General features: G+C 40.3%; 22 protein-coding genes. 16 read left to right on the forward strand and 6 right to left on the reverse strand.

Going from position 1 to position 26,675, the window contains the following annotated elements:
* Window positions 1-9: 9 nt before the first annotated feature.
* Window positions 10-771 (reverse strand): adaptor protein MecA, encoded by a 762-nt coding sequence (locus T543_RS07280; protein WP_035767267.1) that lies wholly within the window; start codon window positions 769-771, stop codon window positions 10-12.
* A 668-nt stretch (window positions 772-1,439) separates the two neighbouring features.
* Between T543_RS07280 and T543_RS07285 the strand changes: the two genes are divergently transcribed.
* The 5 genes from T543_RS07285 (at window position 1,440) to T543_RS07305 (ending at window position 6,437) form a co-directional block, all read left to right on the forward strand.
* Window positions 1,440-3,143: a glycosyl hydrolase family 18 protein gene (locus T543_RS07285; RefSeq protein WP_035767268.1), complete on the forward strand. Its 1,704-nt coding sequence runs from the start codon at window positions 1,440-1,442 to the stop codon at window positions 3,141-3,143.
* A gap of 9 nt (window positions 3,144-3,152) precedes the next feature.
* Entirely contained in the window at window positions 3,153-4,217 is a 1,065-nt protein-coding gene (locus tag T543_RS07290; RefSeq protein WP_035767269.1) for an L-threonylcarbamoyladenylate synthase, read from the forward strand.
* Between the two features lie 6 nt (window positions 4,218-4,223).
* Window positions 4,224-4,658 (forward strand): ribose 5-phosphate isomerase B, encoded by a 435-nt coding sequence (gene rpiB, locus T543_RS07295; RefSeq protein WP_035767270.1) that lies wholly within the window; start codon window positions 4,224-4,226, stop codon window positions 4,656-4,658.
* 18 nt (window positions 4,659-4,676) lie between these two features.
* The gene (locus T543_RS07300; RefSeq protein ID WP_035767277.1) at window positions 4,677-5,159 is read left to right on the forward strand and encodes a deoxycytidylate deaminase; all 483 of its coding nucleotides are present in this window, start codon (window positions 4,677-4,679) and stop codon (window positions 5,157-5,159) included.
* Between the two features lie 66 nt (window positions 5,160-5,225).
* Complete coding sequence (locus T543_RS07305; RefSeq protein ID WP_035767278.1) at window positions 5,226-6,437, forward strand: cell wall hydrolase; 1,212 nt, start codon at window positions 5,226-5,228, stop codon at window positions 6,435-6,437.
* Here T543_RS07305 and T543_RS07310 read toward each other — a convergent pair.
* A complete protein-coding gene (locus tag T543_RS07310; RefSeq protein WP_242839490.1) occupies window positions 6,431-6,922 on the reverse strand; it encodes a ribonuclease FAU-1 family protein in 492 nt (163 codons plus the stop codon). The two genes, T543_RS07305 and T543_RS07310, sit on opposite strands and share 7 nt — an antisense overlap.
* A 115-nt stretch (window positions 6,923-7,037) precedes the next feature.
* Here T543_RS07310 and T543_RS07315 point away from each other — a divergent pair, with 115 nt between their 5' ends.
* Window positions 7,038-9,587 carry a hypothetical protein gene (locus T543_RS07315; protein ID WP_035767279.1) on the forward strand — a complete coding sequence of 850 codons (2,550 nt, stop codon included), beginning with the start codon at window positions 7,038-7,040 and terminating at the stop codon, window positions 9,585-9,587.
* Between the two features lie 78 nt (window positions 9,588-9,665).
* Here the strand turns inward: T543_RS07315 and T543_RS07320 are convergent, their stop codons facing one another.
* The 4 genes from T543_RS07320 to murC all read right to left on the reverse strand — a co-directional run bounded on the left by T543_RS07320 (window position 9,666) and on the right by murC (window position 14,571).
* Entirely contained in the window at window positions 9,666-10,859 is a 1,194-nt protein-coding gene (locus T543_RS07320) for a ribose-phosphate pyrophosphokinase (protein WP_035767280.1), read from the reverse strand.
* A 24-nt stretch (window positions 10,860-10,883) separates the two neighbouring features.
* Complete coding sequence (locus T543_RS07325) at window positions 10,884-11,846, reverse strand: ATP-binding protein (protein WP_035767281.1); 963 nt, start codon at window positions 11,844-11,846, stop codon at window positions 10,884-10,886.
* 20 nt (window positions 11,847-11,866) lie between these two features.
* The gene (locus T543_RS07330; RefSeq protein WP_081829986.1) at window positions 11,867-12,880 is read right to left on the reverse strand and encodes a DnaD domain protein; all 1,014 of its coding nucleotides are present in this window, start codon (window positions 12,878-12,880) and stop codon (window positions 11,867-11,869) included.
* Window positions 12,881-13,185: 305 nt separating this feature from the next.
* Window positions 13,186-14,571 carry a UDP-N-acetylmuramate--L-alanine ligase gene (murC, locus tag T543_RS07335; protein WP_035767285.1) on the reverse strand — a complete coding sequence of 462 codons (1,386 nt, stop codon included), beginning with the start codon at window positions 14,569-14,571 and terminating at the stop codon, window positions 13,186-13,188.
* Between the two features lie 199 nt (window positions 14,572-14,770).
* On the opposite strand from murC, the gene T543_RS07340 reads away from it, so the two are divergent.
* The 10 genes from T543_RS07340 to grpE all read left to right on the forward strand — a co-directional run bounded on the left by T543_RS07340 (window position 14,771) and on the right by grpE (window position 26,639).
* A complete protein-coding gene (locus tag T543_RS07340; RefSeq protein ID WP_035767286.1) occupies window positions 14,771-16,042 on the forward strand; it encodes a glucose-1-phosphate adenylyltransferase in 1,272 nt (423 codons plus the stop codon).
* Complete coding sequence (glgD, locus tag T543_RS07345) at window positions 16,042-17,160, forward strand: glucose-1-phosphate adenylyltransferase subunit GlgD (RefSeq protein WP_035767287.1); 1,119 nt, start codon at window positions 16,042-16,044, stop codon at window positions 17,158-17,160. The genes T543_RS07340 and glgD overlap by 1 nt, the downstream gene beginning before the upstream one ends.
* Before the next feature lie 24 nt (window positions 17,161-17,184).
* A complete protein-coding gene (spoVG, locus tag T543_RS07350) occupies window positions 17,185-17,502 on the forward strand; it encodes a septation regulator SpoVG (protein WP_035767288.1) in 318 nt (105 codons plus the stop codon).
* Window positions 17,503-17,666: 164 nt separating this feature from the next.
* On the forward strand, window positions 17,667-18,245 hold the full coding sequence (gene pth, locus T543_RS07355) for an aminoacyl-tRNA hydrolase (protein WP_035767290.1): 579 nt from the start codon (window positions 17,667-17,669) through the stop codon (window positions 18,243-18,245).
* Window positions 18,246-18,255: 10 nt separating this feature from the next.
* Window positions 18,256-21,837: a transcription-repair coupling factor gene (gene mfd / locus T543_RS07360; protein ID WP_035767292.1), complete on the forward strand. Its 3,582-nt coding sequence runs from the start codon at window positions 18,256-18,258 to the stop codon at window positions 21,835-21,837.
* 68 nt (window positions 21,838-21,905) lie between these two features.
* On the forward strand, window positions 21,906-22,862 hold the full coding sequence (locus T543_RS07365) for a prephenate dehydratase (protein WP_051638618.1): 957 nt from the start codon (window positions 21,906-21,908) through the stop codon (window positions 22,860-22,862).
* A 12-nt stretch (window positions 22,863-22,874) separates the two neighbouring features.
* Window positions 22,875-24,065 carry a pyridoxal phosphate-dependent aminotransferase gene (locus T543_RS07370; protein ID WP_035767293.1) on the forward strand — a complete coding sequence of 397 codons (1,191 nt, stop codon included), beginning with the start codon at window positions 22,875-22,877 and terminating at the stop codon, window positions 24,063-24,065.
* Window positions 24,066-24,171: 106 nt separating this feature from the next.
* Window positions 24,172-24,750 (forward strand): DUF6465 family protein, encoded by a 579-nt coding sequence (locus tag T543_RS07375; protein WP_035767294.1) that lies wholly within the window; start codon window positions 24,172-24,174, stop codon window positions 24,748-24,750.
* A gap of 194 nt (window positions 24,751-24,944) precedes the next feature.
* Window positions 24,945-25,976 carry a heat-inducible transcriptional repressor HrcA gene (hrcA, locus tag T543_RS07380; RefSeq protein ID WP_035767295.1) on the forward strand — a complete coding sequence of 344 codons (1,032 nt, stop codon included), beginning with the start codon at window positions 24,945-24,947 and terminating at the stop codon, window positions 25,974-25,976.
* Between the two features lie 6 nt (window positions 25,977-25,982).
* Window positions 25,983-26,639, forward strand: a complete 657-nt coding sequence (gene grpE / locus T543_RS07385; RefSeq protein ID WP_035767297.1) for a nucleotide exchange factor GrpE — start codon at window positions 25,983-25,985, stop codon at window positions 26,637-26,639.
* Window positions 26,640-26,675: the final 36 nt, after the last annotated feature.

Below are 26,675 nucleotides of genomic sequence, written 5' to 3' on the forward strand. Positions count from 1 at the left end.
TTATTAGCATTAAATATCTGAAAGCTTTTGAAGAGCATTATCTTTGATTATTACATTGTAGTGCTCATCAATAAACTGCTTACTTATAGATTTTGAAATTTCTGGCTTTCCATACTCAGAAAGAAGAGTGCATAACTTCTTAAGTGTGGGAACAGCAGTATCATCTGCATCTATAATAAGATACAGGCGACCATTCTGCATATTCTTGTACAGGCTGTTCTTTACATTAACATCGATAGAACTTACAGAAGTGAACTGTAAAATATCATGCATTGATCCAAATGAAAACATAAAATATGGCTCAATGATAGCTGACAGATCAGATGAGGATTTGCTTACAGGCTTTGATCTTCTGACTCCTCCTCCAATTGATGGAGTTGCAGCATTCTCGCCATTTTCTCTTAGTTTATTAAAGAGACTCATGACTTCATCTTCGGTATCATAATCATCATTTGGTTCAGAACCCTGTATTTCACTCTGCAGGGCAGGTGAGAAATTAGCAAATCTTGTATCGAGTTCTTCAGGATCTTCTACTTTAGTTATGATCAGAACAATGCACTCTGAATTGATCGGCACAGCCTCAATCATCAGTGGTATATCTTCAGCATCAAATCCGAACTGGTAGTTGGCCTGCTGCATCATATCGCGAAATAAGTCTTTTGCTTTATCTGTGCCATAAGCAAGCTCGCTGATCTTAAGCTCGCGGCTGTTTAAATCTTCTTTAGTTAAAGTGCATCTGATCTGAGAATCATTTACACGTTCAATTTTCATATTATTACTCCATAAATCAACTTACTTTGTACAAAAAATATATTATGAAAGGAATGATAATGTCAATACATGTATCGTCATGTATAAAAATTTAATATATAGATTTCTGTAATTTTTTCAGAAAGGGAAACATATAGAACTAGCATTAAGAATAATATTTTTAATTTATTTTGCAAAAAGTACTTGCATTAATTATTGAAATGTATTATAGTTCATTTTCGGTGCCTCTGGTATACCGTATCGGGGAGGAGGCGTGATAAATACATTTTTATTTTTTATAACGTTTCACAGATTCTTGTGAAATGTCTTATAAGTTAATCCGACATTCGTCGGAGGAAATCACATAAAAATTTATCAAATCAACAAATTTAAGAACAACATGGAATATTTATAGTCAGGATGATACTCCAGTGGCACCCGGCCATTGTTTATGGTTAGTAGAAAACTTCATAGCTTACGGCAATGCTTTGCTTATTTATCAGACTTATTGAAAAAAAGGAATTATCACATACTTTCTTTTGGTCAAATAAACCTTTATAAATCAGTAGTTAATTAAGTGAGGTCCCCACCTGACGCAAAACGGGCATTGCCGAAGTATGAAGATCATTAATAAAGTTCTTTATACAATAAATTATGTTATAATATAGCGATTGGAAGGAGCTTTATTTATGAAGAAAAAACTGATACCGGTGATAGTTATTATCGCCTTGATTTTAATAATTGGATTGATATATGGAATTCAGCTTTATAACGAGCACTTTTCATATTCAAAAGAGAGAGCTGATCTGTCGGAGTACTTTCATATAGGAAGTGATGATGAGGTAGCAATAGTAGTAGGAAATGAGCTGCTGGAAGATAAGGCCAGGATAAAAGACGGTAATATTTACTTAGACTACGAGACAGTAGCGAATTATATTTCGAATAGATTTTACTTTGGAGATGCGGATGGAATTCTGGTATATACTACGCCGGATAATATAATTACCACTCAGATAGGAACTACGGTTTATAGTACGTCACAAGGTGAGCAGACGGATGCCGGATATGAGATTTCATTCATGGATGGCGACAAGCTGTATGTGAATATCGATTATGTTAAAAACTATTCCGCAATGACATACGCAGCTTATGACTCACCAAACCGTATACAGATATATGCCGGTTTGAACAGTCTTAATAGCGCAATATTAAAGAAGAAGACGCACCTTAGAGTGCTTGGTGGCATCAAGAGTGCGATCCTTACAGATTTAGAAGAAAATGACAGCGTTGTAGTTCTGGAAGAAATGGAAGAATGGTCAAAGGTACAGACAGAAGACGCTTTTATAGGATATGTAGAAAATAAATATCTTTCCGAAACTCAGGAAGTTATAAAGGGAGCAGAGCTTAGTAGTGAGCTTTCCGATTACTCCGGTGTTTCCTTTGAAGGAAAGGTAAACATGGGCTTTCATCAGATTGGAGGAGCTGCGGGAAATCAGACACTTACAGGAATTCTTCAGCAGTCAAAGGGGATAAATGTTATAGCGCCAACCTGGTTTTCTATTACAGGTAGTGATGGAAGTATTACAAGCTACGCTAACAGCGAATATGTAACAACCTGCCATGCATCAAATATTCAGGTGTGGGCAGTTGTAGACAATTTCAATGGTAATGGAGATGGCGATACAGAAGCTGTTTTGAGCCATGCAGCATCAAGACAAAAGCTTGTAAGCAGCCTAATGGAGATGGCTTCCACTTATAGCCTTGATGGAATAAATGTGGATTTTGAACAGATATCTGAATCATACTCAAGATCTTATATTGAGTTTATAAGAGAGTTGTCAGTATCATGCAGGGCAAACGGAATTGTTTTATCTGTGGATAACTATGTTCCGATGGATTTTAATGATCATTATGATCTTGCTGAGCAGGGCATTGTTTGTGACTATGTCATAATAATGGGATATGATGAGCATTATGCTGGATCCGAAGAAGCAGGATCTGTTGCTTCTATAGATTATGTTACTAATGGAATAAATGATACGCTTGAAAAAGTAAGTGCATCTAAGATAATAAATGCAATTCCTTTTTACACCAGATTGTGGACTACACAAGGCGGAGAGGTAACTAGCAAAGCTCTTCATATGCAGGGAGCGCAGAATATTATTGATAAATATGGCGTAGAGATGACATGGGATGATGCTACCTGCCAGTATTACGGCGAGTACACCAATGAAGATGGTAATCTTTGCCAGCTATGGAATGAAGAAGCCAGATCTATTGAGGCAAAGCTCAGTGTTATGCAGACAGCTCAGATTGCCGGCGTTGCGGAATGGGCACTTGGCTTTGAGACTGCTGATATTTGGGACGTTATTGCTGCATATATGGCAAACTAAGAGGTTATTATGGATACAAAAGTAGTAAGTATTGAAGAAGATCAAATAGATGATAAAGCAAAGGAGTATTTAAAAGAAGCCGGAGAGATAATAAAGAAAGGCGGACTGGTTGCTTTCCCTACGGAAACAGTGTATGGACTTGGCGGAGATGCTCTTAATCCAGAGTCATCCAAGAAAATCTATGCAGCAAAGGGAAGACCGTCGGACAATCCGCTGATCGTTCATATAGCTGACATGGAGCACCTTGGAAAAATTGTAAAAAGCATTCCTGCGGAGGCGTATAAGCTCGCAGAAAAGTATTGGCCGGGCCCCCTTACGATGATCATGGATAAGGCAGACTGCGTTCCTTACGAGACTACCGGCGGACTTGATACAGTTGCAGTAAGAATGCCCAGTAACAGGATTGCAGCAGAATTTATAAGACAGTCAGGTGGATATATAGCGGCTCCAAGTGCAAATATTTCAGGAAGACCAAGCCCTACGGAAGCAAAGTATTGCATAGAGGATCTTGACGGAAAAGTACAGATGATAATTGATGGAGGAAAAGTTGGGATAGGACTTGAATCTACCATCATAGATCTTACAGTTTCACCTCCGATGATTCTTAGACCCGGCTATATAACAAGGGAAAATCTTCAGGCGATCGTAGAAGAAGTAAGAGTTGATAAAACTATTCTGGATTCCAATTCAAAGGAAGCACCCAAAGCTCCCGGAATGAAGTACAGACATTATGCACCTAAGGGAAATCTAAAAATAGTTGAAGGAAAGCAGGAAGAAGTAATATCATATATTAATGAAAAGATAACAGAACTTGAGCCCGGAAGTGAAAAAACAGGCGTGATCGCAACAACAGAATCTGCTTCCTTTTACAAGGCAGACGTAGTCAAAATTGCGGGAAATCGTGATGATGAGGACGAAATAGCAAGAAATCTTTTCAGCATTTTAAGAGAATTTGATGATGAAAATGTAAGTGTCATTTATTCAGAGGCCTTTAATGATACGGGAGTCGGGCAGGCTATTATGAACAGGCTCTTAAAGGCAGCAGGACATCAGGTTATAGATTTAGGGAGGTAAGAAAAAATGATAGCACTTGGAAGTGATCATGGCGGATTTGCGCTTAAGCAGGTCGTGATCAAACATCTTGAAGAGAGAGGAATTGAATATAAGGATTTTGGAACATACGACGAAAATTCCTGTGATTATCCCATCTTTGGAAAGGCAGCAGCTGAGGCGGTTGCAAATGGTGAGTGCGAGAAAGGAATTGTGATCTGCACTACCGGAATAGGCATTTCAATCGTTGCCAACAAGGTTAAAGGAATAAGATGTGCGCTTTGCAGTGAACCTCATTCAGCAAGACTTACAAGAGAGCACAATGATGCTAATGTACTTGCAATGGGAGGTGGCCTCATAGGAACTGATATGGCAATTGATATTGTAGATACATTTTTGGATACACCTTTTTCAGGACTTGAGAAACATTCCAGAAGGATTTCTGAGATAGCTGACATGGAGTAGTTTACAAGGGAGGTAGGTATGAAAAGAGAGGACTATATATCCTGGGATGAGTATTTCATGGGAGTGGCAAAGCTTGCTGCTATGCGTTCAAAGGACCCCAATACTCAGGTTGGAACCTGTATTGTAAGTAATGACAACAAGATTTTGTCTATGGGATATAACGGTTTCCCTACAGGATGTGACGACAATCTTTTTCCCTGGGAGAGAGATGGCGAGGATGAACTTTCTACAAAATATCCATTTGTTACTCACAGCGAACTGAATGCAATATTAAATTACAGAGGCGGAAGCCTTGAGGGAGCAAAACTCTATGTGTCACTTTTCCCCTGCAATGAATGTGCGAAAGCAATAATTCAGGCGGGTATAAGGACTGTTGTTTACGACAGTGACAAGTATAGCGCTTCAGCTGCGACAAGAGCGTCCAAGAAAATGTTTGACGCTGCGGGCGTTGAGTATTATCCCTACAAAAGAAGCGGCAAAAATATTCATATAGAAATATAATTCATAAAAGGAGGCGTGGACCAAATTTCAAAAGATATTGGTCTGTGCGGTCAACGGGGGTATTTAGTGAAAAAGTTTTTGGGTAGAACTTCCGGATGCCTTATGGTTCTTGCCGTACTGGCTTTTTGTATCGGTAAGTCAGATATTAAGGTTCATGCTACAGAAGCCACCAGAAAAGCTCTTGAAGAAGCTAAAGAAAAGCTTTCGGAAACAAAGGATCAGCTCGAAAAGAAGCAGGATGAGCTGGATGACAAAAAAGATGATATAACAAACCTTAACCAGGAAAAGAGCGAGCTGGAAAATAAACTGGATAATCTTAATGACCAGCTTACTGAAGTAAGCGACAATCTGTCCAGTCTTGAAGATAAGATAGATGTTAAGGAAAATGAGATTTACAGCACCCAGGAAGAACTGAAGGAAGCGATAAAAACAAAAGACGATCAGTATGCTGCCATGAAAAAGCGTGTTCAGTTTATTTATGAAAAACAGAGCTTTATGCTCATGGACATGCTTCTTGATGTTGGAAGCTTTGCGGATTTTCTTAATCAGAGTAATTATATAGCTGCGCTCTCCGGTTATGATAGAAAGATGCTTCTTGCATACGAGCAGACCTGCGAAGATGTAGAGGCAAAGGAGAATCTGCTTAAGTCGCAGAAGGAAGAATTGGACACTGCAAAAGCCGAAGTTGAAGCGGAGCAGAGCAGAGTTTCCGGACTTGTAAATCAAACAAGCGGAAGCATCAGCCAGTATAAAAAGAATATTTCCTCAGCTGAAGAGGAAGCAAAGAATATTGAAGCGCAGGCAAAAGAATATGAGTCTCAGGTTGAATCGCAAAATGATGATGTAAAAAAACTTGAGGCAAAGCTTGCGGAAGAAATCAGATTATCCAAGCTGGCAAAGAGTTCGTCCTGGAGAAGTATTGGCGAAGTTCAGTTTGCAGAAGGAGACAGAGAACTTCTTGCTAATCTTATATACTGCGAAGCGGGCGCAGAACCTTATGAAGGTAAAGTTGCAGTCGGCGCAGTAGTTATAAACAGAGTTTTAAGCTCAGTATATCCTGATACAGTAGTTGGAGTTATTTACCAGTCAGGACAGTTTTCACCTGTAGGAAGTGGAAGACTGGCACTTGCGCTTGCAAACGGAAGCGCAACAGAAGCATGCTATCAGGCAGCAGATGCAGCCATGAGCGGACAAACTAATGTAGGTAACTGTGTATACTTTAGAACTCCTATACCGGGTCTTACCGGAATTAATATAGGAGGTCATGTATTTTATTGATCATCTGTCTGCGATATGGCTTTGATGATAGGAGCTTCTAAAGCAGAGATGCTGTTTTCATATAAGGCATCTAAGAGATCATTAAGGTTTAAAAGTGCTTTTTTAAGCTGCTTTTCGGTTATCAGGCGCTTTTCAAATGCTTCGGATAACTCATCCAGATCGAGAATGCGTATTTTTCCGTCAGGATATATTACGACATCTGCCAGAAGGTCAAGTACAAGAAGAGAATTCTCCTCCGGACCTTGCTGATAATCTACTATGTCGCAGTACCAGTACATCAGGGATGAGTCATGACGATAAAACTTGCTGATCTTGTATCCTCTTTTTAAATAATAGCAGGAATAACCGTGGGACAGATCAGACCTGGGATGAATTGCTTTCCAGGAGGTGACGATTGTGTTTTCGTCACACTTTAGAATTTGATCGTCCTTAAGAAGAATACATTCATTCGGTATTAGACGTTTGCGGTAAAGAATAGGGTTCATAATTCCCTCAATCTGCGCACGATTGCGCTGAAACGCGAATTGTTAAGTTAGAAAAATATTACCTCGATGAAGGTAATAAGTCAATTGAAATTCAGATATAGGATTATACAAAATTATGGTTAAAAATTTAATAAAAATAGCATATACACTTTTGGTGTTTATCATAGCTGTTATATTGATAGGGCATTTCACTAACGTTGAAACCGTTGATATGACAGCCCAGATGAGTGATGCAACCTTTCCGACGATCACATTTGAGGCAGGACAGAGAAAAATAAACACTCTTCACGGATATGCAGCCGAAATGGATGTAAGTCACATGAGAGGCGGCGTTTTGCCAGTTGATAAGAGCAGAAGTGTTAGCTTTTCGATGAATACCTATGGTACTGCAGTATCAAATCTGAGATTTGAAATAAGGCAGGTATCGGGTAATTCACTGGTTGAAAATTCAGAGATTACGGATTATTCCCAAAATGAGAATATGATAACCGGTAGCTTTCAGATAAAGGATCTGATTGAATCTAATCAGGAATACATGCTTGTGATCCTGGCAGATATGAATGAGAAAACTGTAAGGTACTATACAAGAGTAGTATGGGCAGAGGATGGAGAGCAGTTCCATCTTAATGAAATAGTTGGATTTGTCTTAAATTTTGTGAACATGACTTTTGATAAGAATGCGTCATCTGACGAACTCTCCAAGTATCTGGAGTCCAATTCCGAAGGAGATAATACATCATACAGTCACGTTACCATAAACAGCAGCTATGATCAGGTTACATGGGGTGATCTGAATATCATAAGTCACACAGAACCTAGTGTTGTTTTGACAGATATTCATTCGCAGACAGCTACGATAGACCTTAATTACAGAGTGATCCAGAAAACGGATGATAATGAAGAAAAAAGCTATAACATCCGGGAAAGCTACAGGATCAGGTATACTTCCGACAGAATATATCTGCTTAATTTCGACAGGACAATGAACTATATCTTTAGCGCAGACAGCTCGGATATTACTGAAAATGCGATCAATTTGTGGATAACGCAAAGTGATGTTGAACTTAAGGAAAGTGATGGTGGAAATACATTTGCATTTGTCTCTGAAGGCAGATTGTATGCATATAACAGCACTGAGAATAAGATTGCTTATGTATTTGGCTTTTCATCTGATGATGCGGATGATGAGAGAACTAACTGGATCCAGAGTGACATCAATATTTTAAGTGTTGACGAAGCGGGAAATGTTGAGTTTACCGTCACGGGATACATGAACAGAGGCGAGCACGAAGGAATGGTGGGAATTGCGGCTTACGGATATGATTCCCAGTTAAATACAATTGAGGAAAGAGCTTTTATTCCTTCGAGCCTTCATCAGGATATAGTTATCGCTTATTCTAAAAAAATCCAGTATGTAGGTGCAAACGGCCAGCTTTATACTATGCTGGACGGTGATATATTCATGGTGGATTTTGAAGACAGAAGCGCACAAAAAGTAATTGAGAATCTCTCTGATGATGGCTATTGTACATCGGATTCCGGCAATGCAATCGCATGGCAGGAAGCTGACAAAAAGAGCGTCAAGATAATGAATCTGACTACCAGAGCAGAGTCGGATATTACAGCAGATTCCGGTGACCTCATAAGAGTACTGGGATTTATGGGAGAAGACCTGGTATACGGACTTATCAGAGAGTCAGATGTACACAGCGATCTTCTGGGAAATCCTGTATACGGAATGTACAGTGTAAGGATTGTAGATAACGAGGGAAATATTCTGGAAAACTACAGTCCTGACGGTGTGCTTATAACAGATGCATCGATCGATGAAAATGTAATAAGGCTTAAAAGGGCAAGATGGAATGAGGAGAGTGCAGCTTATGAAGAGCTAATCGATGACCAGATCATGAGCACACTTGCCAAGCAGATGGGTAGTAATTATATTACTGTTGCTGCTACAGATAGTTACAAGAACATTGTTGAGATCAGTGTAAAGAACACTATTAAGAAAAAATCCCTTATTCTTCAGACTCCTAATATGACATTGTATGAGGGATCAAGAGAAGTGAACATCACAACCGACAGAGATTTCGAAAATGATCCATATTATTATGTATATGGACTCGGTGGTCTTGTCGGGGTATATGATAATCCTGCTGATGCTGTAAATGCCGGTTACAGTGCACCCGGTGTTGTGGTTGATGATAGTGACCACTATGTATGGTACAGAGGAAACTTAAGTACATCCAACCAGATTATGTATATAACAAATCTGGCAGCAGAGTGGGAAAACATGCCGGCTGAGAATTCAACAGCTGTATGCCTTGACTTGATCTTCCAGCATAAGGGAATAAGCGTTAATGTGCAGTCGTTACTTGACCAGGGCAAATCTGTTGTGGAAATACTTGATGAAAATCTTACTTCTGCAAAGATCCTTGAGCTTGAGGGATGTCCTATGGACGCAATGCTCTATTACGTAAATCAGGACATACCTGTTATGGCTACCTTAAATGATGGAAATAGTCTTTTGATCATTGGATTTAATGACTTAAATACCGTACTCCTTGAACCTTCAACAGGACAGGTATATAAGCTTGGAAGAAAAGATACAGAAGCATTATTTTCAGGAAATGGTAATCACTTTGTGACCTACCTTCCTGAGTAAGCTATGATATTAAAAAACGGTTCTTTCCGTCTTCTATAAATGAAGCGGAAAGAACCGTTTTATTCATATTTGAGTCAATTAATTCTTCTCAAGTTCACCGGCATTGTATCTTGCAATGATGCTGTTGATACGCTCAACAGGATTAAGAAGATCACTGATTGAAGCATCGTGGTTAAGTGTATCAATGAGGTAAGCAATATACTTACTCATATCTGTGCTGATGTACCATTCTCTGGAAAGGAGCTCAGGTGTCTGGTAAATAAGGTTGGTAGTAAGGATTCTGTCGATAATTCCTTCCTCGTATGCCTTATCAAACAGCTCAAGTCCGTTTGTGAAAAGTCCAAATGTTGAGAAAGCATAGATGTGAGCAGCTTTTCTATCTTTAAGAGCCTTTGCAACATCAAGAAGGCTTTCACCTGATGAGATCATATCATCTACGATGATAACATCTTTGCCTTCAACTGATGTTCCGAGGAACTCGTGTGAAACGATAGGATTTCTGCCGTTTACTACAGTAGTGTAGTCTCTGCGCTTGTAGAACATACCTACGTCAAGACCCATTACACTGGCAAGATAAATAGCTCTGCCCATACCACCTTCATCAGGGCTTATGATCATCATATTGTCGGAGTTGATCTTAAGACCATCGACGTTTTTAAGGAGTGCCTTTATAAACTGATATGTTGTACGAACAGTTTCAAAACCATTGAGAGGAATAGCGTTCTGTACTCTGGGATCGTGTGCATCGAATGTGATAATGTTATCTACACCCATGCTTACAAGTTCCTGAAGTGCGATAGCGCAATCCAGTGATTCTCTTGAAGTACGCTTGTGCTGACGGCTTTCGTATAAGAAAGGCATGATAACTGTGATTCTTCTTGCTTTTCCGCCTACAGCAGCGATGATACGTTTGAGATCCTGATAATGATCATCAGGTGACATGTGGTTTTCTTTTCCAAAGAGTGAGTATGTAAGTGAATAATTACATACATCTACCATTATATAGAGGTCATCACCTCTGACTGATTGAAGAATAACTCCCTTTGCTTCACCGGAACCAAATCTTGGTACTTCGGCTTTCAAAAGATAAGAAGGACGCTCATAACCTGTAAAAGCAAGACTGCCTTTGTGTTCGTTTTCACGTTCCTCTCTCCATTTAACAAGGTAGTAGTCTACCTTATCACCTAAAGGCTCGCATCCTTTTAAGGGTATGATACCCAGTGAACCTACAGGAATGGTTTGAAGGTTTCTTTTTTCTTCTCTTCTTGGCATTAGGGGAATTCCTCACTTTCCGTTTCAGTACTGCAATTTTTTTAACACACGTATATCCGGACCGGATAATTTACAAAGATGATAGGAACTTGATATCCTTGAAAAAATACGCTCCGAATAAATGGATTTTATACCCTCCAAAGAAAGATTTGTTGTTATAAGCGTGGACTTATTGCGAATAAGGCGCTCATTGATTATGGCAAAAAACTCAGATGACGAAGACTTGGTGACATTTTCGGTACCAAGATCATCGATGATCAAAAGATCTGTATTGTACAGATCATCATAAAGAGTCCTGAGTTCTTCGCTTTTTTTATAGTCGAAACTGTTTGTCTGTATCAATGTAAAGAGCCCGGCAGCGCTGAAATACAGCACTGAATAACCCCTTTCCAGAATCTCTTTTGCAACACAAACAGACAGGAACGATTTACCCGTACCAACTGTACCATAAAAGAACAAGTTTGGATAGGAAGTTTCAAAATTATTAATAAAATCTTTTGAAGTCTTAACAGCTACGTGAAAACGTTCCAGATCTTCGCCGGTGTAGAATTCATCAGATAAAAGAGAAAAGTTGGCCTTTTCTGTAAGCTTCTTTATGTTAGATTCAGAGTAAAGTTTATTTATTATCTTTTGTCTGAAGCAGGAACATTTTTCATTATCCACATAACCGGTGTCCTTGCAGATAGGACAATCATATTCCATTTCCAGATAATTTTCGGGAAGACCGGCCTCTCTAAGGAGAACCTTCTTTTTAGCAGAGATTTCCTCGAGCATGGAGTGGAGCTTCTCTTTACTGAGCTTCTCACCGGCAAGAAGACGCCTTCCGAATTCGGCGCTTATGCTTCCGGTGGATTGCTCAAGCTCGAGAAACCCCGGTACATGCTCTTCTACATACTTTATTCTTCCTCCCTGATCATCACGGTGAAATGCTCTTGTCATTTCATACTCGTGCATAATCTCATCATATTGTGTGTTTGTTAAAGCCACAATTCTGCCCCTTTTTCAAATTAGTGTTTGTCTAAAAGTTTCTTCTCAATATCATCCATGTTGTATTCATTCTGCTGGAACTGATTGAAAAGATTTGTAACTTTAACGGAATTCTTGTCAGAAGTGCTTGCCTGCATTGTCTTACTGAAAGTAGCATCAGCCTTCTTGACATCTTCTAATGTAACGATTCCGCTCTTTGCCCACTTGCGAAGGATACCGTCGCAATACTGGATCCTTTTAACCTGTGTCTGAAGGACGGTTCTTCTGCATGCTTCAAGAATAACCTGAAGTGAGAAGCCAAATTCATTTTGCCATTTGTTAAAGTATCTGAGCTCTACATTTGTAGGAGCTGTTGTCATGCCAAGTTCGCGCATGATCGTATATGCTGTTTTGTGTGATGAAGACTCAAGTCTGGCTTCTTCAGGATTCTTAATGCCTTTTTCATGCCATGAAATAGCAACTTTTCTTACATAGTCAAAATCCTTCTTGCCTGCATCTGCGCAGTACTGAAGAAGATAATCGATAAGATCTTCTGAAAACTCAAGTTCATCCTGTATATAGTAAATTGTTTTGATCTCGTTTGTATTAAGCGTTCTTCCAAAATATGCTTCAGCAACGAAAAGCATCTGAGGATTATCAGTATGTTTCTTCTTTTTGCTCTCTGTCTTCTTGACTACAGAATATCTGGGAAGAGACATTGCTCCGTCAAGTGATGTGATGGAAGCAGCCTTTCTCGGAATGATATCCTGCATATGTATGCCGGTAAGACGGCCTGTTGAACTAAGCTCAAGGCTGATGAGACCCTGCTTTTCCCAATATGCGAGTGCTCTTTCCACATCCTTCTCTGTGTAATTGAACTTATCAGCCAGATCGGAGACACTTGTAGCGTCACCTGAGCACATCATTCTGAGCAGATAAAGATATACCTTTATCTGTGCATCATTTGCGTCTGCAAGATATTCATCTATAAAAATATTGGAAAGCATAGTTGTAGAAATGTCAGTATTTGTATTGATAGCGACTCTCCCCATCATAACCTTTTTTCACCCATTTGTTGCCGTATGTTCATGGCAAACATCCTCTTCTTCGTTTTGTCGATTTGAATTATAGCATTATAAAATTTTTATGAAAATGGGAAAAGTGACGATAAAATCAGAGGCTTTGGGGCATGTAAAAAAATTGTAAAAATTTGTGGACAGTGTGGATAACGTGGATTATGTTATGCAAAAAGATAAAAACCACCAAGTATTAGCTTTAGTATAAAAGTAATACCCGGTGGTGGTTATCCACATGGACATTTGTGTCATATTGTGGGCAAAAAAGTGGATATCGTGGAAAATTATTTTCCAATCAAATCATTGGCGATGTCTACCACGTTTCCGGCACCCATGGTTATCAACATGTCATCCTTAGTGCAGTTTTGCAAAAGAAATTTTTCAATTTCTTCAAAAGAAGGAAAATAGTAGCATTCGTGACCGAGTGATTCGATTTTTTCCTTGAGTGTCCTTGAACTAATACCGAGATTATCGGTCTCTCTTGCAGGATAAATGTCGGCAATTATAAGCTTGTCAGCTAAAAGCAGAGCATTGGCGAATTCATCCATAAGAGCCTTTGTCCTTGTAAATGTGTGGGGCTGGAAAACGCACCACAGAGTTTTATGAGGATAATTCTTTGCAGTTGAAAGAGTAGCTTTGATCTCTGTCGGGTGATGTGCATAGTCGTCTATTATAGTAAGACCGTCAACATTTCCCTTGTATTCGAATCTTCTGCCTGTTCCTGTAAAGGATGAAAGACCCTGCAGGATCTGATCTTCTTCTATATCAAAACATTCTGCACAGGCGCAACTTGCAAGAGCATTTGATACATTGTGTTTTCCCGGAACCTTTAGACTTACTTTAAACTTGCCTTTATTTTTTCTATTAATATAGAAGGAAGCATTGCCAAAATCATCATAGGTTATGTCAGTAGCATAGTAATCGGCAGTTTCATCAAAGCCGTAAGTTATGATATTGCATTTTAAACCTTCTGTTATATATGACAGATTTGGAATCTCATTGTTTACAACAAGGTAGCCGTCGGCGGGAAGAAGCCTTGCAAATTCTCTAAATGAATGTCTTATGTCATCCAAGTCCTTAAAGAAATCGAGGTGATCTGCATCTATGTTGAGAATGATACCAATCCCCGGGAAAAAGTGAAGGAAGCTGTTTGTGTATTCGCATGCTTCTGTTACGAAATACTTTGAAGCTCCGATCCTTACATTTCCGCCGATATCCTTTAAATTTCCGCCGATGGAGATTGTAGGATCCATTGATGCAGCAAGGAGTATCTTTGAAACCATTGCAGTAGTCGTTGTTTTGCCGTGAGTTCCGGAAACAGCGATCGGCAGATGATAATGAGTCATGATCTGGCCAAGAAGCTCAGCCCTTGATAGCATGGGGATACCCAGCTCTTTAGTTCTTAAAAGCTCCGGGTTATCGGATGAAATTGCAGCAGTGTAAACTACAAAGTCGATCTGCCCGGCTTCATCAATATTGTTGGCAGTCTGACCGATGAAAACTTTTATTCCGGCATTTTCCAACGAAATAACGGATTCTGATTCGCTGCGGTCTGATCCTGTTACTGTAAATCCTCTGTCCTTTAAAATAACTGCCAGTCCACTCATGGATATTCCGCCTATTCCTATGAAGTGAACATGACATGGCTTTTCGTAATCTATTTTGTACATAAATTATTACCTCTTATTTAAAGTGATTATTCATATAAATATAATACCGGTTAAGTTTTATGTCAAAAGTGTAGAATATTTTTCTTATTTCGTTCACTAAAAATATATAATGTGCTATAATTTTATTAATATTTTATGAAGATTTTTCCAAAAAATAGTTTTTGGGAACTACATTCTTAAATGACAACGAGGTCTTAACATGATAAAAAAAGAGATGATCGCTATGTTGCTCGCAGGAGGCCAGGGAAGCAGACTGGGTGTTCTTACAGCAAACATGGCCAAGCCAGCAGTTTCATTTGGCGGTAAGTACCGCATCATTGACTTTCCATTAAGCAATTGTATTAATTCGGGAGTTGATACAGTAGGTGTTCTGACTCAGTACAGACCACTTAGACTCAACTCTCATATTGGCATCGGTATTCCGTGGGATCTTGACCGAAATATCGGAGGCGTAACTATTCTGCCTCCTTATGAAAAGAGCAGTAACAGCGAATGGTACACCGGCACAGCTAATGCCATTTTCCAGAACCTTGAGTACATGGAAAATTACCATCCTGATTACGTTCTGATCCTGTCAGGTGACCATATTTACAAGATGGATTACGAGACCATGCTCGATTTCCACAAGGCAAACGGTGCTGATGTTACGATTGCTGTTATGCCTGTTCCGATCGAGGAAGCAAGCAGATTCGGTATCATGATCACTGATGAAGATCGCAAGATCGTGGACTTTGAGGAAAAACCGGAAAAGCCCCGCAGTAATCTTGCATCTATGGGTATATATATTTTCTCCTGGGAAGCTTTGAAGGAGGCTCTTATAACCAATCAGGATCAGCCGGGACTTGACTTTGGTAAGCACGTGATCCCTTACTGCAAGGAAAAAGGCAGATCACTGTATGCTTATGAGTTCGACGGTTATTGGAAGGATGTAGGAACACTTACTTCATACTGGGAAGCCAATATGGAGCTCATCGATATTGTTCCTGAGTTTAACCTCTATGAGGAATATTGGAAGATTTACACGACCAATGATGTTCAGCCGCCTCAGTATCTTGGACCTGAGAGCTCTACTTCAAGAAGCATAATAGGTGAGGGTTCTGAAATATACGGTGAAGTGCACAACTCCGTAATTGGATGTGGAGTAAAGATCGGAAAAGGAACGGTTGTAAGTCATTCGATCATAATGAATGGCACAGAGATTGGTGAGAACTGCAACGTAGAAAAAGCAGTAATAGCTGAAAAAGTTGTAGTAGGAAATGGTGTAAGACTCGGCGAAGGTGAGGAAAAAGAAAATGAGACCAAGCCGGGAATCTACAGAGACGGAATCGTAACTATCGGAGAAAAGTCGGTTATTCCTGACAACGTATCAGTTGGAAAGAATACCATGATATCCGGTGTAACTACCAGTACAGACTATCCGAATGGAATGTTGGATAGCGGAAGAACATTAGATAAGGCAGGTGATAGGTAGTGAGAGCGATTGGAATTATTCTTGCCGGTGGTGGAAGCAACCGAATGCATGAACTCTCAAAAAACAGAGCGGTATGCGCTATGCCGGTAGCAGGTTTTTATAGAAGTATTGATTTTGCACTGAGTAATATGACAAACTCCCACATACAGACAGTGGCTGTTTTCACTCAGTACAATGCAGGAAGTCTTAATACACATCTTTCTTCTTCGAAGTGGTGGGACTTCGGTCGTAAACAGGGTGGTCTGTATGTTTTCACTCCTGCGGCCAAGGCAAACGGCAATCTCTGGTATAGGGGAACAGCAGATGCCATTGCCCAGAATCTCAGCTTCTTAAAGAGTTGTCACGAGCCCTATGTTGTAATAACATCCGGCGACTGTGTATATAAGATGGATTACAATAAGCTGCTTCAATATCATATTGATAAGCAGTCTGATATCACAGTTGTATGCAAGGACATTGCTGCAGACGTTGATATCGAAAGATTCGGAACTATTCGAATGAACGAGGAGAGCAGAATAGAGGAGTTTGAGGAGAAGCCGGTTGTGGCACGCTCCAACACTATATCCTGCGGTATTTATGTTATAAGAAGACGTCAGCTCATAGAACTGATCGAGAAGGCACAGAATGAAGAGCGTTTCGATTTTGTAAGAGACATACTTGTTCGTTACAAAGATATGAAGCGTATCTACGGTTACAAGCTTAAAACATACTGGAACAATATAGCTTCAGTCGAAGACTACTACAGAACCAACATGGATTTCTTAAAGCCCGAGGTTAGGAATTATTTCTTTAATGAATATCCGGGCGTTTACACCAAGGTTGTAGATCTTCCTCCGGCAAAATACAATGTGGGCGTAAGGGTTTCAAACAGCCTTGTATCAAGCGGATGCATTGTAAATGGTACGGTAGAGGATTCGATAGTATTCAAGGGAGCATTCATTGGAAATAATTGTTACATCAAGAATTCAATTATTTTGAATGATGTTTATATCGGAGACAACACACACATAGAGAACTGTATTGTAGAAAGTCACGGTACAATTCAGGCAAACTCCTACTATAAAGGTGAGAAAGACATTAAAATAGTAGTTGAGAATAATGAGCGATACGTAATTTAAGACGAAGTAAAAGGGGGACTCGGCATGAATATTACGGATGTACGTGTTAGAAAAGTAGCTAAGCAGGGAAAGATGAGGGCAATAGTCTCAATTACTCTAGATAATGAATTTGTCGTACATGACATTAAGGTTATCGAAGGCGATAAAGGTCTTTTCATCGCAATGCCCAGCAAAAAATCTTCAGACGGTGAGTACAGAGATATAGCACATCCAATTAATTCTGATACGAGAAAGTTACTTCAGGATACTGTTCTTAAGGCTTATGAGGAGGCTTCAGATGAGACAGCTTATGTAAAGCCTGCTGAAGAAGAGGCTCCTACAAGTGCAGGAAGCTTGTTTTAACTAATAATTACAAACTGAATATGGGTATACTTGTTAAAATACAGATATGGTATTAAGATGCAAGTGTGATAAAATATGGGGTATCGCAATAAAAGCGTTACCTCATTTTTTTAAGCAGAGGAAAACAGATAATCACTCTTAGGAGATGATATAGGAGATAGGAAATGTATTTGATCGCAGGACTTGGTAACCCTGAAAAAAGATATAACGGAACAAGACATAACGTAGGATTTGGTGTTATAGACTATCTATCCGAAAAATATGATATAGACCTTTCAGAGATGAAGTTTAAGGGAATGTACGGAAAAGGAAGGATTGACGGAGAAAAGGTCATCCTTTTAAAGCCACTTACTTACATGAATCTGAGCGGAGAATCCATAAGACCTGTTGCGGACTATTTTAAAATTGATACCAAAACAGAGCTTATAGTTTTATCCGATGATATAGATCTTGAGCCCGGAATCATAAGAGTTCGCCCCGGCGGAAGCGCAGGAGGCCATAACGGTCTTAAGAACATCATTGCACTTCTTGGACACAGCGACTTTTCAAGAGTAAGAGTAGGAGTGGGAAAAAAGCCTCCGAAAATAGATCTTGCAGACTGGGTCCTTGGACATTTTGATGATGAAGACACAGTATATATTAAAGAAGCAATTGAACATGCAGCGGATGCTGTCACAACCATAATGAATGAAAATGTAAATGCGGCTATGAACAAGTGGAACGGATACAAACCGGAGAAATAATGAGGTTATTATGAGAGCAATTGAAGCACCCTTAAAGGAGATGGAAAAGTTTCAGGAACTGAATAAATATCTTGAAAAGCCTTTTGCATGCGCAGAGGTTTCCGGGTGCGTTGATTCTCAGAAACTTCACATGATAAACGGCCTTGCCCAGGATTTTAAGTACAGGATCATTGTAACTTACAGCGACATAAGAGTTAAGGAAATCTATGAAGATTACAGATTTTACGACAGAAATGTAACTGTTTATCCTGCAAAAGACCTGATCTTTTATCAGGCAGATGTCCATTCAAATGACATTGCAAAAGAAAGGATCAAATGCTTAAGAAGACTTATTGAAGGAAGACCTGTCACGGTCGTTACAACCTTTTCAAGTCTTATGACTCCGCAGATAAAAGCGGAAGTGATAAAAGAAAATGTCATTAGCATAAATAAAAGAAAGACAGTATCAGTAAAAGAGCTCACAAACAAGCTTGTTAAGATCGGATACAGCAGAGTATACCAGGTAAGTGCGCCGGGAGAGTTTTCGGTAAGAGGCGATATCATAGATGTTTTTGATCTTACTGAGGAGAATCCATACAGAATAGAGCTTTGGGGCGATGAAGTTGAAACCATAAGAAGCTTCGACATCATGTCGCAGCGCTCAATCGACAAACTTGAATCAATAGAAATATATCCTGCAACTGAGATCATTTTAACTGAGGATGAGCTTGAAAAGGGTATAAAGAAGATAGAGGAAGAAAGCAGCTTTGTCTATAAAAAATTAAGAGAAGAGTTCAAGACAGAAGCAGCTCACAGGATAAAAGAAAACTTTGAAGAATTAAAGGAAGAGCTCTTAGAGCTTCACATGCAGGTTAACCTGGAGAGCTATGTGAGGTATTTTTACGATGAAACAATCACTCTCCTTGAGCTTTTCCCTGCAGGAAAAACCTGTGTTTTCATAGATGAGCCGCTGCATGTACTGGAGCATGCAAGCGCTGTTGAGACTGAGTTTAGAGAGAGCATGATCCACAGATCTGAAAACGGATACGCACTTCCCGGTCAGATGGATCTTCTCTACACAGCGGATGAATGTATAGCCAGAATGGGAAGCGTAAGAAAGGTTTCGGTTGCTTCTCTTATGGCGCCAAAGGATTTAAATAAATTTGCTCCGGAGAAGCAGTTTGAATTTCATGCAAGGAGCATAGCGCCTTATAACAACAGCTTTGAATCGCTGGTTCATGACCTTAAGGGATTTGTGAAAAACGGCTACAGAGTTCTGATACTGTCAGGTTCAAGAACAAGAGCAAAGAGAATTGTAGAAGACTTAAGGGATCAGAATGTCAATTCCTTCTACAGTGAAAACCCCATGAGAGAGTTGGAAAATGGGGAGATCATGACCTATTACGGAAGAATCTTAAAAGGATTTGAATATACCGATGCGAAGTTTGCAGTCATTGCGGAAAGTGATATTTTCACAGAGCACAAAAAGAAGAAGAGAAAAAAGCATAGCGGATATAACGGCGAAAAGATCAGCAATTTCGCAGACCTTGTAGTTGGAGATTATGTCGTACATGAAGACCACGGACTTGGTATTTACAAGGGAATTGAGAAAATAGAAACAGACGGGGTGGTCAGGGATTACATAAAAATAAGCTACGCAGACGGAGGAAACCTCTATGTTCTTGCAACCGGTCTTGACGTAATCCAGAAATATGCAAGCGGAGATACCGGAGCAGACGGTGCTAAGGTTAGAAAGCCAAAACTTAATAAGCTTGGTACAGGAGACTGGAAGAGAACCAAGAATAAAGTAAGAGCTGCAGTCGAGGAGGTCGCAGATGACCTTGTTGAGCTCTACTCCAAGAGACAGAATTCCGCAGGCTATCAGTTCAGTACAGATACAGTGTGGCAGCAGGAGTTCGAAGATGCCTTCCCGTATGATGAGACCGAGGATCAGATGAGCGCGATCACTGACACCAAAAAGGATATGGAGTCAGACAAGATCATGGACAGACTAATCTGTGGAGACGTTGGATTTGGAAAAACAGAAGTTGCAATCCGCGCAGCATTTAAGGCAGTTCAGGACGGAAAACAGGTTGCAATCCTGGTTCCTACTACTATCCTTGCCCAGCAGCATTACAACACTTTTACAGAGAGAATGAAGGATTTTCCTGTAAGAGTCGATATGATGTCCAGATTCAGAACTGCTTCAGAACAAAAGAAAACAGTTCAGGATCTAAAGAAGGGACTTGTTGACGTAGTAATAGGAACGCACAGACTTTTATCAGGGGATGTGGTATTTAAAGATCTTGGGCTCCTTGTCGTTGATGAGGAGCAGAGATTTGGCGTTGCCCATAAGGAAAAGATAAAGAAGCTAAAGGAAAATGTGGACGTTCTTACGTTGTCTGCAACACCTATTCCGAGAACCCTTCATATGTCACTTGTGGGAATAAGGGATATGAGTATCCTTGACGAAGCGCCCGGGGACAGACAGCCAATACAGACCTTTGTTTGCGAGTATAACGACGAGATGGTAAGAGAAGCCATAGCAAGAGAAGTCGCAAGGGGCGGCCAGGTATATTATGTTTACAACAGAGTTAATGACATAGCTGATGTAGCCGCCAGAATACAGAAGCTGGTTCCTGAAGTAAACGTATCATTTGCACATGGTCAGATGAAGGAATCTGAGCTGGAAAAAATAATGTATGACTTCATTGACGGAGAGATAGATGTACTTGTTTCAACGACCATCATAGAGACAGGACTTGATATTTCAAATGCCAACACGATGATAATCCATGACTCGGATAAAATGGGACTTTCACAGCTCTATCAGCTAAGAGGACGAGTGGGCAGATCAAACAAAACAGCTTATGCTTTCCTTATGTATAAGAGAAACAAGATGCTAAGGGAAGTGGCTGAGAAGAGATTATCTGCAATAAGAGAGTTCACAGACCTTGGATCAGGTTTTAAGATAGCCATGAGAGACCTGGAAATAAGGGGAGCAGGAAACCTTCTAGGCAAAAGCCAATCGGGACATATGGCATCTGTAGGATACGACCTGTATTGCAAGATGCTTGGCGAGGCCGTAAAACGAAAAAAGGGCGAAACAAAGGATGCTCTTTTGGAAGACTTTACTACCAGCGTGGATATTGATGTTGACGCATATATTCCTGCTACATATATTATTAACGAAGAGCAGAAGCTTGAAATATATAAGAGAATAGCAGGCATAGAGAACGAAGGTGACAGAGATGATATGAAGGATGAGCTTCGGGACAGATTCGGAGAAGTGCCGACTTCTGTAGAGAACCTCATCAGAATATCCCTTGTAAGAGAAAAAGCTCATAATCTCTACGTCCTTGAAATTAAAGGCGGAAACGGTGAGATCACGATTAAGCTTAACAACAATGCAAGGCTTAACGGAGCAAAAATCCCGGCGCTTTTGGAAGCATATAAAGGAAAGCTGGAGTTCAGAGCAGGAAGCTATCCTCTTTTCATATATAAATATGTAAAGAATGAAAGCAATAATGTGGCGGAAGAGGAACTCCTAAACGATACGGAAAAGCTCGTTGAATATATGCAGATACTTTCAATGGAAACGGTAAAAGCTTGACTTCTTGTGGGTAAAAGCAGTGATCACCGGTAAGAAGTAATACAGATTGCAGACAGGTGGGAATAATAGTGGATGATATTCAGATCGTAAATGAAAAATATATAGTTCAGCTGCGTGAGAGAGTTGAGAGAAAACTGGGTGAAACAGGCGGAATATGCGAGCCTCTTGAAAAAGCTCTTAGAGGAAAGAGAATGCCTATAGAGAATCCAAGAGTTGTCTATCAGGGTGAGCCCGGCGCATATAGTGAAATGGCAGCAATCGATTTTTTTGGAAAAGACGTAAACAGTGAAGGACTTTTGCATTTTGAGGATACCTTCAAAAGACTTATGGATAACACAGCAGATTATGCAGTGCTGCCAATCGAGAATTCTTCAACAGGTGCAATCCGTCAGGTGTACGATCTTCTGGCCAAATACGAGTGCTATATTGTAGGAGAGACTACAGTCAGAGTAAGGCATAATCTTATGGTTTTGCCCGATGCTGACATCTCTGATATTAAGGCTGTTTTCTCACATGAGCAGGGACTTTTTCAATGTGAAGAGTATCTCTCGGAGCACTCTGAATGGGAAAAAATACCTCAGGCAGATACTGCAGGAAGTGCAAGAATGGTAGCTGAGCTTAAGGATAAAACCAAGGCTGCTATATGTTCCTCAAGGGCTGCAGAGATATACGGATTAAAAATAATCCAAAAAGAGATTAATACTAACACTAATAATACGACAAGATTTGTGGTAATATCTAAAAAACTTGAACTCAGGGAAGGAAGAGACAAGATCTGCATAAGCTTTAAGACAAGGCACAAGGCGGGTGCTCTGCATGAAGCTTTGACAGTTTTCAGAATCTACGGGCTTAACCTTGTGAGGCTTGAATCAAGACCGATACCTGAGCATAACTGGGAATATATGTTTTTTACCGAATTCACAGGGGACCTTCTTATGGAAGGAATGAATACGGTAGTGCAGGCACTTATGTGCACTGTATCGGACATAAGGATTTTTGGTAATTTCAAGGCTAATCTTTTTTGAGGAGATAACGGTATGAGCACAGAGCTTTCCGCGAAAATGAAAAAAGTAAGCATCTCACCGACGAGCGCTTTTTTTGCAAGAGTTGAGGAGATGAAAAGAAATGGGATGGATATCATATCCCTTAATGTTGGTGAGCCGGATTTTCCTACGCCTTCTAATATTAAGGCGGCCGGAATTAAGGCAATAGAAGAGAATTTTACCAAGTATACAGAAGGGAGCGGCATTGCTCCTTTGAGAAAGGCCATTTCAAAAAAGCTTAAAGAGGATAATGGCCTTACTTATGAGATGGACGAAATAGCGGTGATGACAGGTGCAAAGCAGGCACTGTCCGCAGCGCTTATGGCGATCGTATCAGATGGGGATGAGGTTATTATTCCCACGCCCTGCTATGTCAGCTACCCTGACATGGTTTCACTTGCAGGCGGAGTGAGCGTTCTTGTTGAAAGAGCGGATGATTTTTCTTTGGATATGGATGCGATAAAAAATGCTGTCACAGACAAAACGAAGGCAGTTATCATTTGCAGTCCGGACAATCCTACAGGACATGTATACAGTGAGCAAAGTATCAGAGAGCTCGCTGATCTTTCTATTCAAAAAGATTTCTTTGTTATTTCAGATGAGATATATGAAAAAATAATATATGACCAAAAAAAGGCATTCAGTATAGCCGGTGTTCCCGGAATGAAGGACAGGACGATACTGATAAACGGCTTTTCCAAAACCTATTCCATGACAGGATGGAGAATGGGATATCTTTGCGCTAGAAAAGATGTCATAAAAGCGGCAATAAAGGTACAGAGTCAGACAACCACAACGCCTTCAAGCATCTCGCAGATGGCTTCCCTCGAAGCACTGGAAGGTCCGCAGGATTCTGTTGAAGCAATGGTTTTGGAATTTCAAAAAAGAAGAGACTATGTATACGAGAGACTAAACTCTATAGAAGGAGTAAGTTGCAAACCCATAATGGGGGCATTTTATGCGCTATTTGATGTAAGCTCTTATATAGGAAAAAAAGCTGCTGATGGAAAGGTCTTGGAAAACGACGTGGAGCTGTGCGAATATTTGCTTGAAAAAGAGCATGTTGCAGCAATGCCGGGCAGCTGCTATAAGGCTCCGGGTACCTTAAGAATCTCGTTTGCATCATCCATGGACGTGCTAAAAAAGGCACTTGACCGGATAGAAAACGGACTGATGTTGTCTTAATGCGCACAAATGTTGACTTTTTTTCGAAACTGTACTAAACTCAAAAACGTAATGATAAATTTGTTATAACGTGGGTATACAGATACCTTATGAAAGAGAGGGAGACATGGCGGACGACAAGCAGAAAGATTCAGCTTTAAAGCCGATTGCAACTATTAAGAAGACGGTGATCGCAGCTGATAAGAAGGAAGCAACTAAGACAGAAGCAAAGGTTGAGACAAAGAAGGTAGAGACTAAGAAGGCTGCAACCAAGAAGGCCACAGCTAAGAAGGCACCTGCTAAAAAGGCAGAGGCTAAGACTGAGACCAAGAAGGAAGCTGCTACAAAGCCTGCAGCTAAGACAGAGACTAAGGCAGCAGCAAAGAAGCCTGCAGCTCAGAAAACTGCAGCAAAGAAGCCTGCAACCAAGACCGCTGCAAAGGCTACAACCAAGACAGCAGCTAAGAAAGCTCCTGCTAAAAAGGAAACAGCAGCAAAGAGCACAGTTAAACCCAGCATTTTCCTTCAGTATGGCGGCAAAGACGTGGCATATGATACTATTGTACAGGCTGCAAAGGATGTATTCGAGTATGATATGGGCGGCAAGGTTTCCGACATAAAGGATCTTGCAGTTTATGTTAAGCCTGAAGAAGGCAAGGGGTATTTTGTAATAAACGGTTCGATCGAAGGCAATTTCAATCTTTGATCTGACATTTTAATTTTATTTATCTGATTTATGCAACCGGTATGGATGATTACATTCATGCCGGTTTTTCATATTGATAAAGGAATTTGAGATGTTTGATGTTGACATAGGTAATAGTAAGTGGTAATTTAAGTAAAGAAGATGTTAGCACTCATATTGAATGAGTGCTAACACATAAAAGAAAGGGTGATTTAATGCAACTGGATGACAGAAAAAAGAAAATACTGCATGCAATTGTTCGTAATTACCTGGAGACAGGAGAGCCGGTAGGAAGCAGAACAATATCCAAATACACAGATCTGAATCTGAGTTCTGCAACTATTAGAAATGAGATGGCTGACCTGGAAGAGATGGGGCTTATTTTACAGCCGCATACATCTGCAGGAAGGATTCCCTCAGATCAGGGATACAGAGTATATGTAGATGCGATGCTTGCTGAGAAGGAGCAGGAAGTCGAGAACATGAAGGAGATGCTTCTTGATAAGGAAGAGAAGCTTGAGACACTCCTTAAACAGGTTGCGAAGACTCTGGCAGTTGATACAAACTATGCATCAATGATATCTGCCCCCATGATAAAGAGAAACAAGCTTAAATTTGTTCAGTTATCAAGAGTCGATGAGACACATCTTCTGGTGACTATCCTAATAGAAGGAAATGTTATCAAGAATCGCATGATAGATTTAGAGCAGGAACTTAATGAATCAGACATGTTAAAGCTCAACATCCTTCTTAATACAAGGCTTGGCGGACTTAGTGTAGAGGATATAAACCTCGGACTTATAGCTGCTCTTAAGCAGGAGGCCGGAATCCATAGCGACATAATCGGCAGCGTTCTTGATGCAACTGCAGAAGCGATCACCGAGGATGAAGACCTTCAGATATACACAAGCGGAGCAAATAATATTTTCCGTTATCCCGAACTTGCAGATAAAGAAAGAGCAAGTGATCTCATAACAACATTTGAGGACAAGAGAGATCTGACGAGCCTTGTTGAGAGCAGCTTGTCGAATGCTTCGGAAGAGACGGGAATTCAAGTATATATTGGTAATGAATCACCGGTTCAGTCCATGAAGGATTGCAGCGTTGTCACGGCAACGTACGATCTGGGTGAAGGAATGAGAGGCACGGTCGGCGTCATCGGTCCTAAGCGAATGGATTACGATAAAGTGGTCGGAGCACTGAAAAACATGATGAGAGCTCTGGATGATCTATATAAAAAGGAGTAGAAATAAGTGAGTAAGGAAGAAAAAAAAGAAACTGCTGAAAAAACTGAAAAGACTGAAAAGAAAACAGCCAAAGAACTTCAGCAGGAAGTAGCAGAAAAAGCGAAACAGGTTGCTGAAGCTGCCAACAAAGTTGCAGAGGCAGCGGAAGACGATACAAAAGAAAATGAAGCTAAAGGATCTTCGGAGGAAGGCGAGAAGAAGCTTTTCGGCAAGAAAGAAAAGAAGAACCCCTTCAAAGAAAAGTTCGAAGAGATGCAGGATAAATACATGCGTCAGCTTGCGGAATTCGAAAACTTCCGTAAAAGGACCGACAAAGAAAAGTCACAGATGTTTGACCAGGGTGCATCCAACGTACTTGAGAAGATTTTACCTGTTGTTGATAACTTTGAAAGAGGACTTGCCCAGGTTCCCGAAGATGAGAAAGAATCTGCTTTTGCTGATGGCATGAACATGATCTACAAACAGCTCATCAAGCAGATGGAAGACCTCGGAGTTACACCTATAGAAGCTGTTGGTAAAGAGTTTGATCCCAACTTCCACAACGCAGTAATGCAGGTTGAAAGTGAAGAATATGAAGAGGGCGTTGTTGCGCAGGAGCTTCAGAAGGGTTACATGTACAAAGACATGGTGCTTAGACACAGCATGGTAGCCGTTGCAAAGTGATTGGTATAGAAATATTCAGCAATCCGCGAGGCAATA

This window comes from Butyrivibrio sp. NC2002 (assembly GCF_000702265.1).
Classification (GTDB): Bacteria; Bacillota; Clostridia; order Lachnospirales; family Lachnospiraceae; genus Butyrivibrio.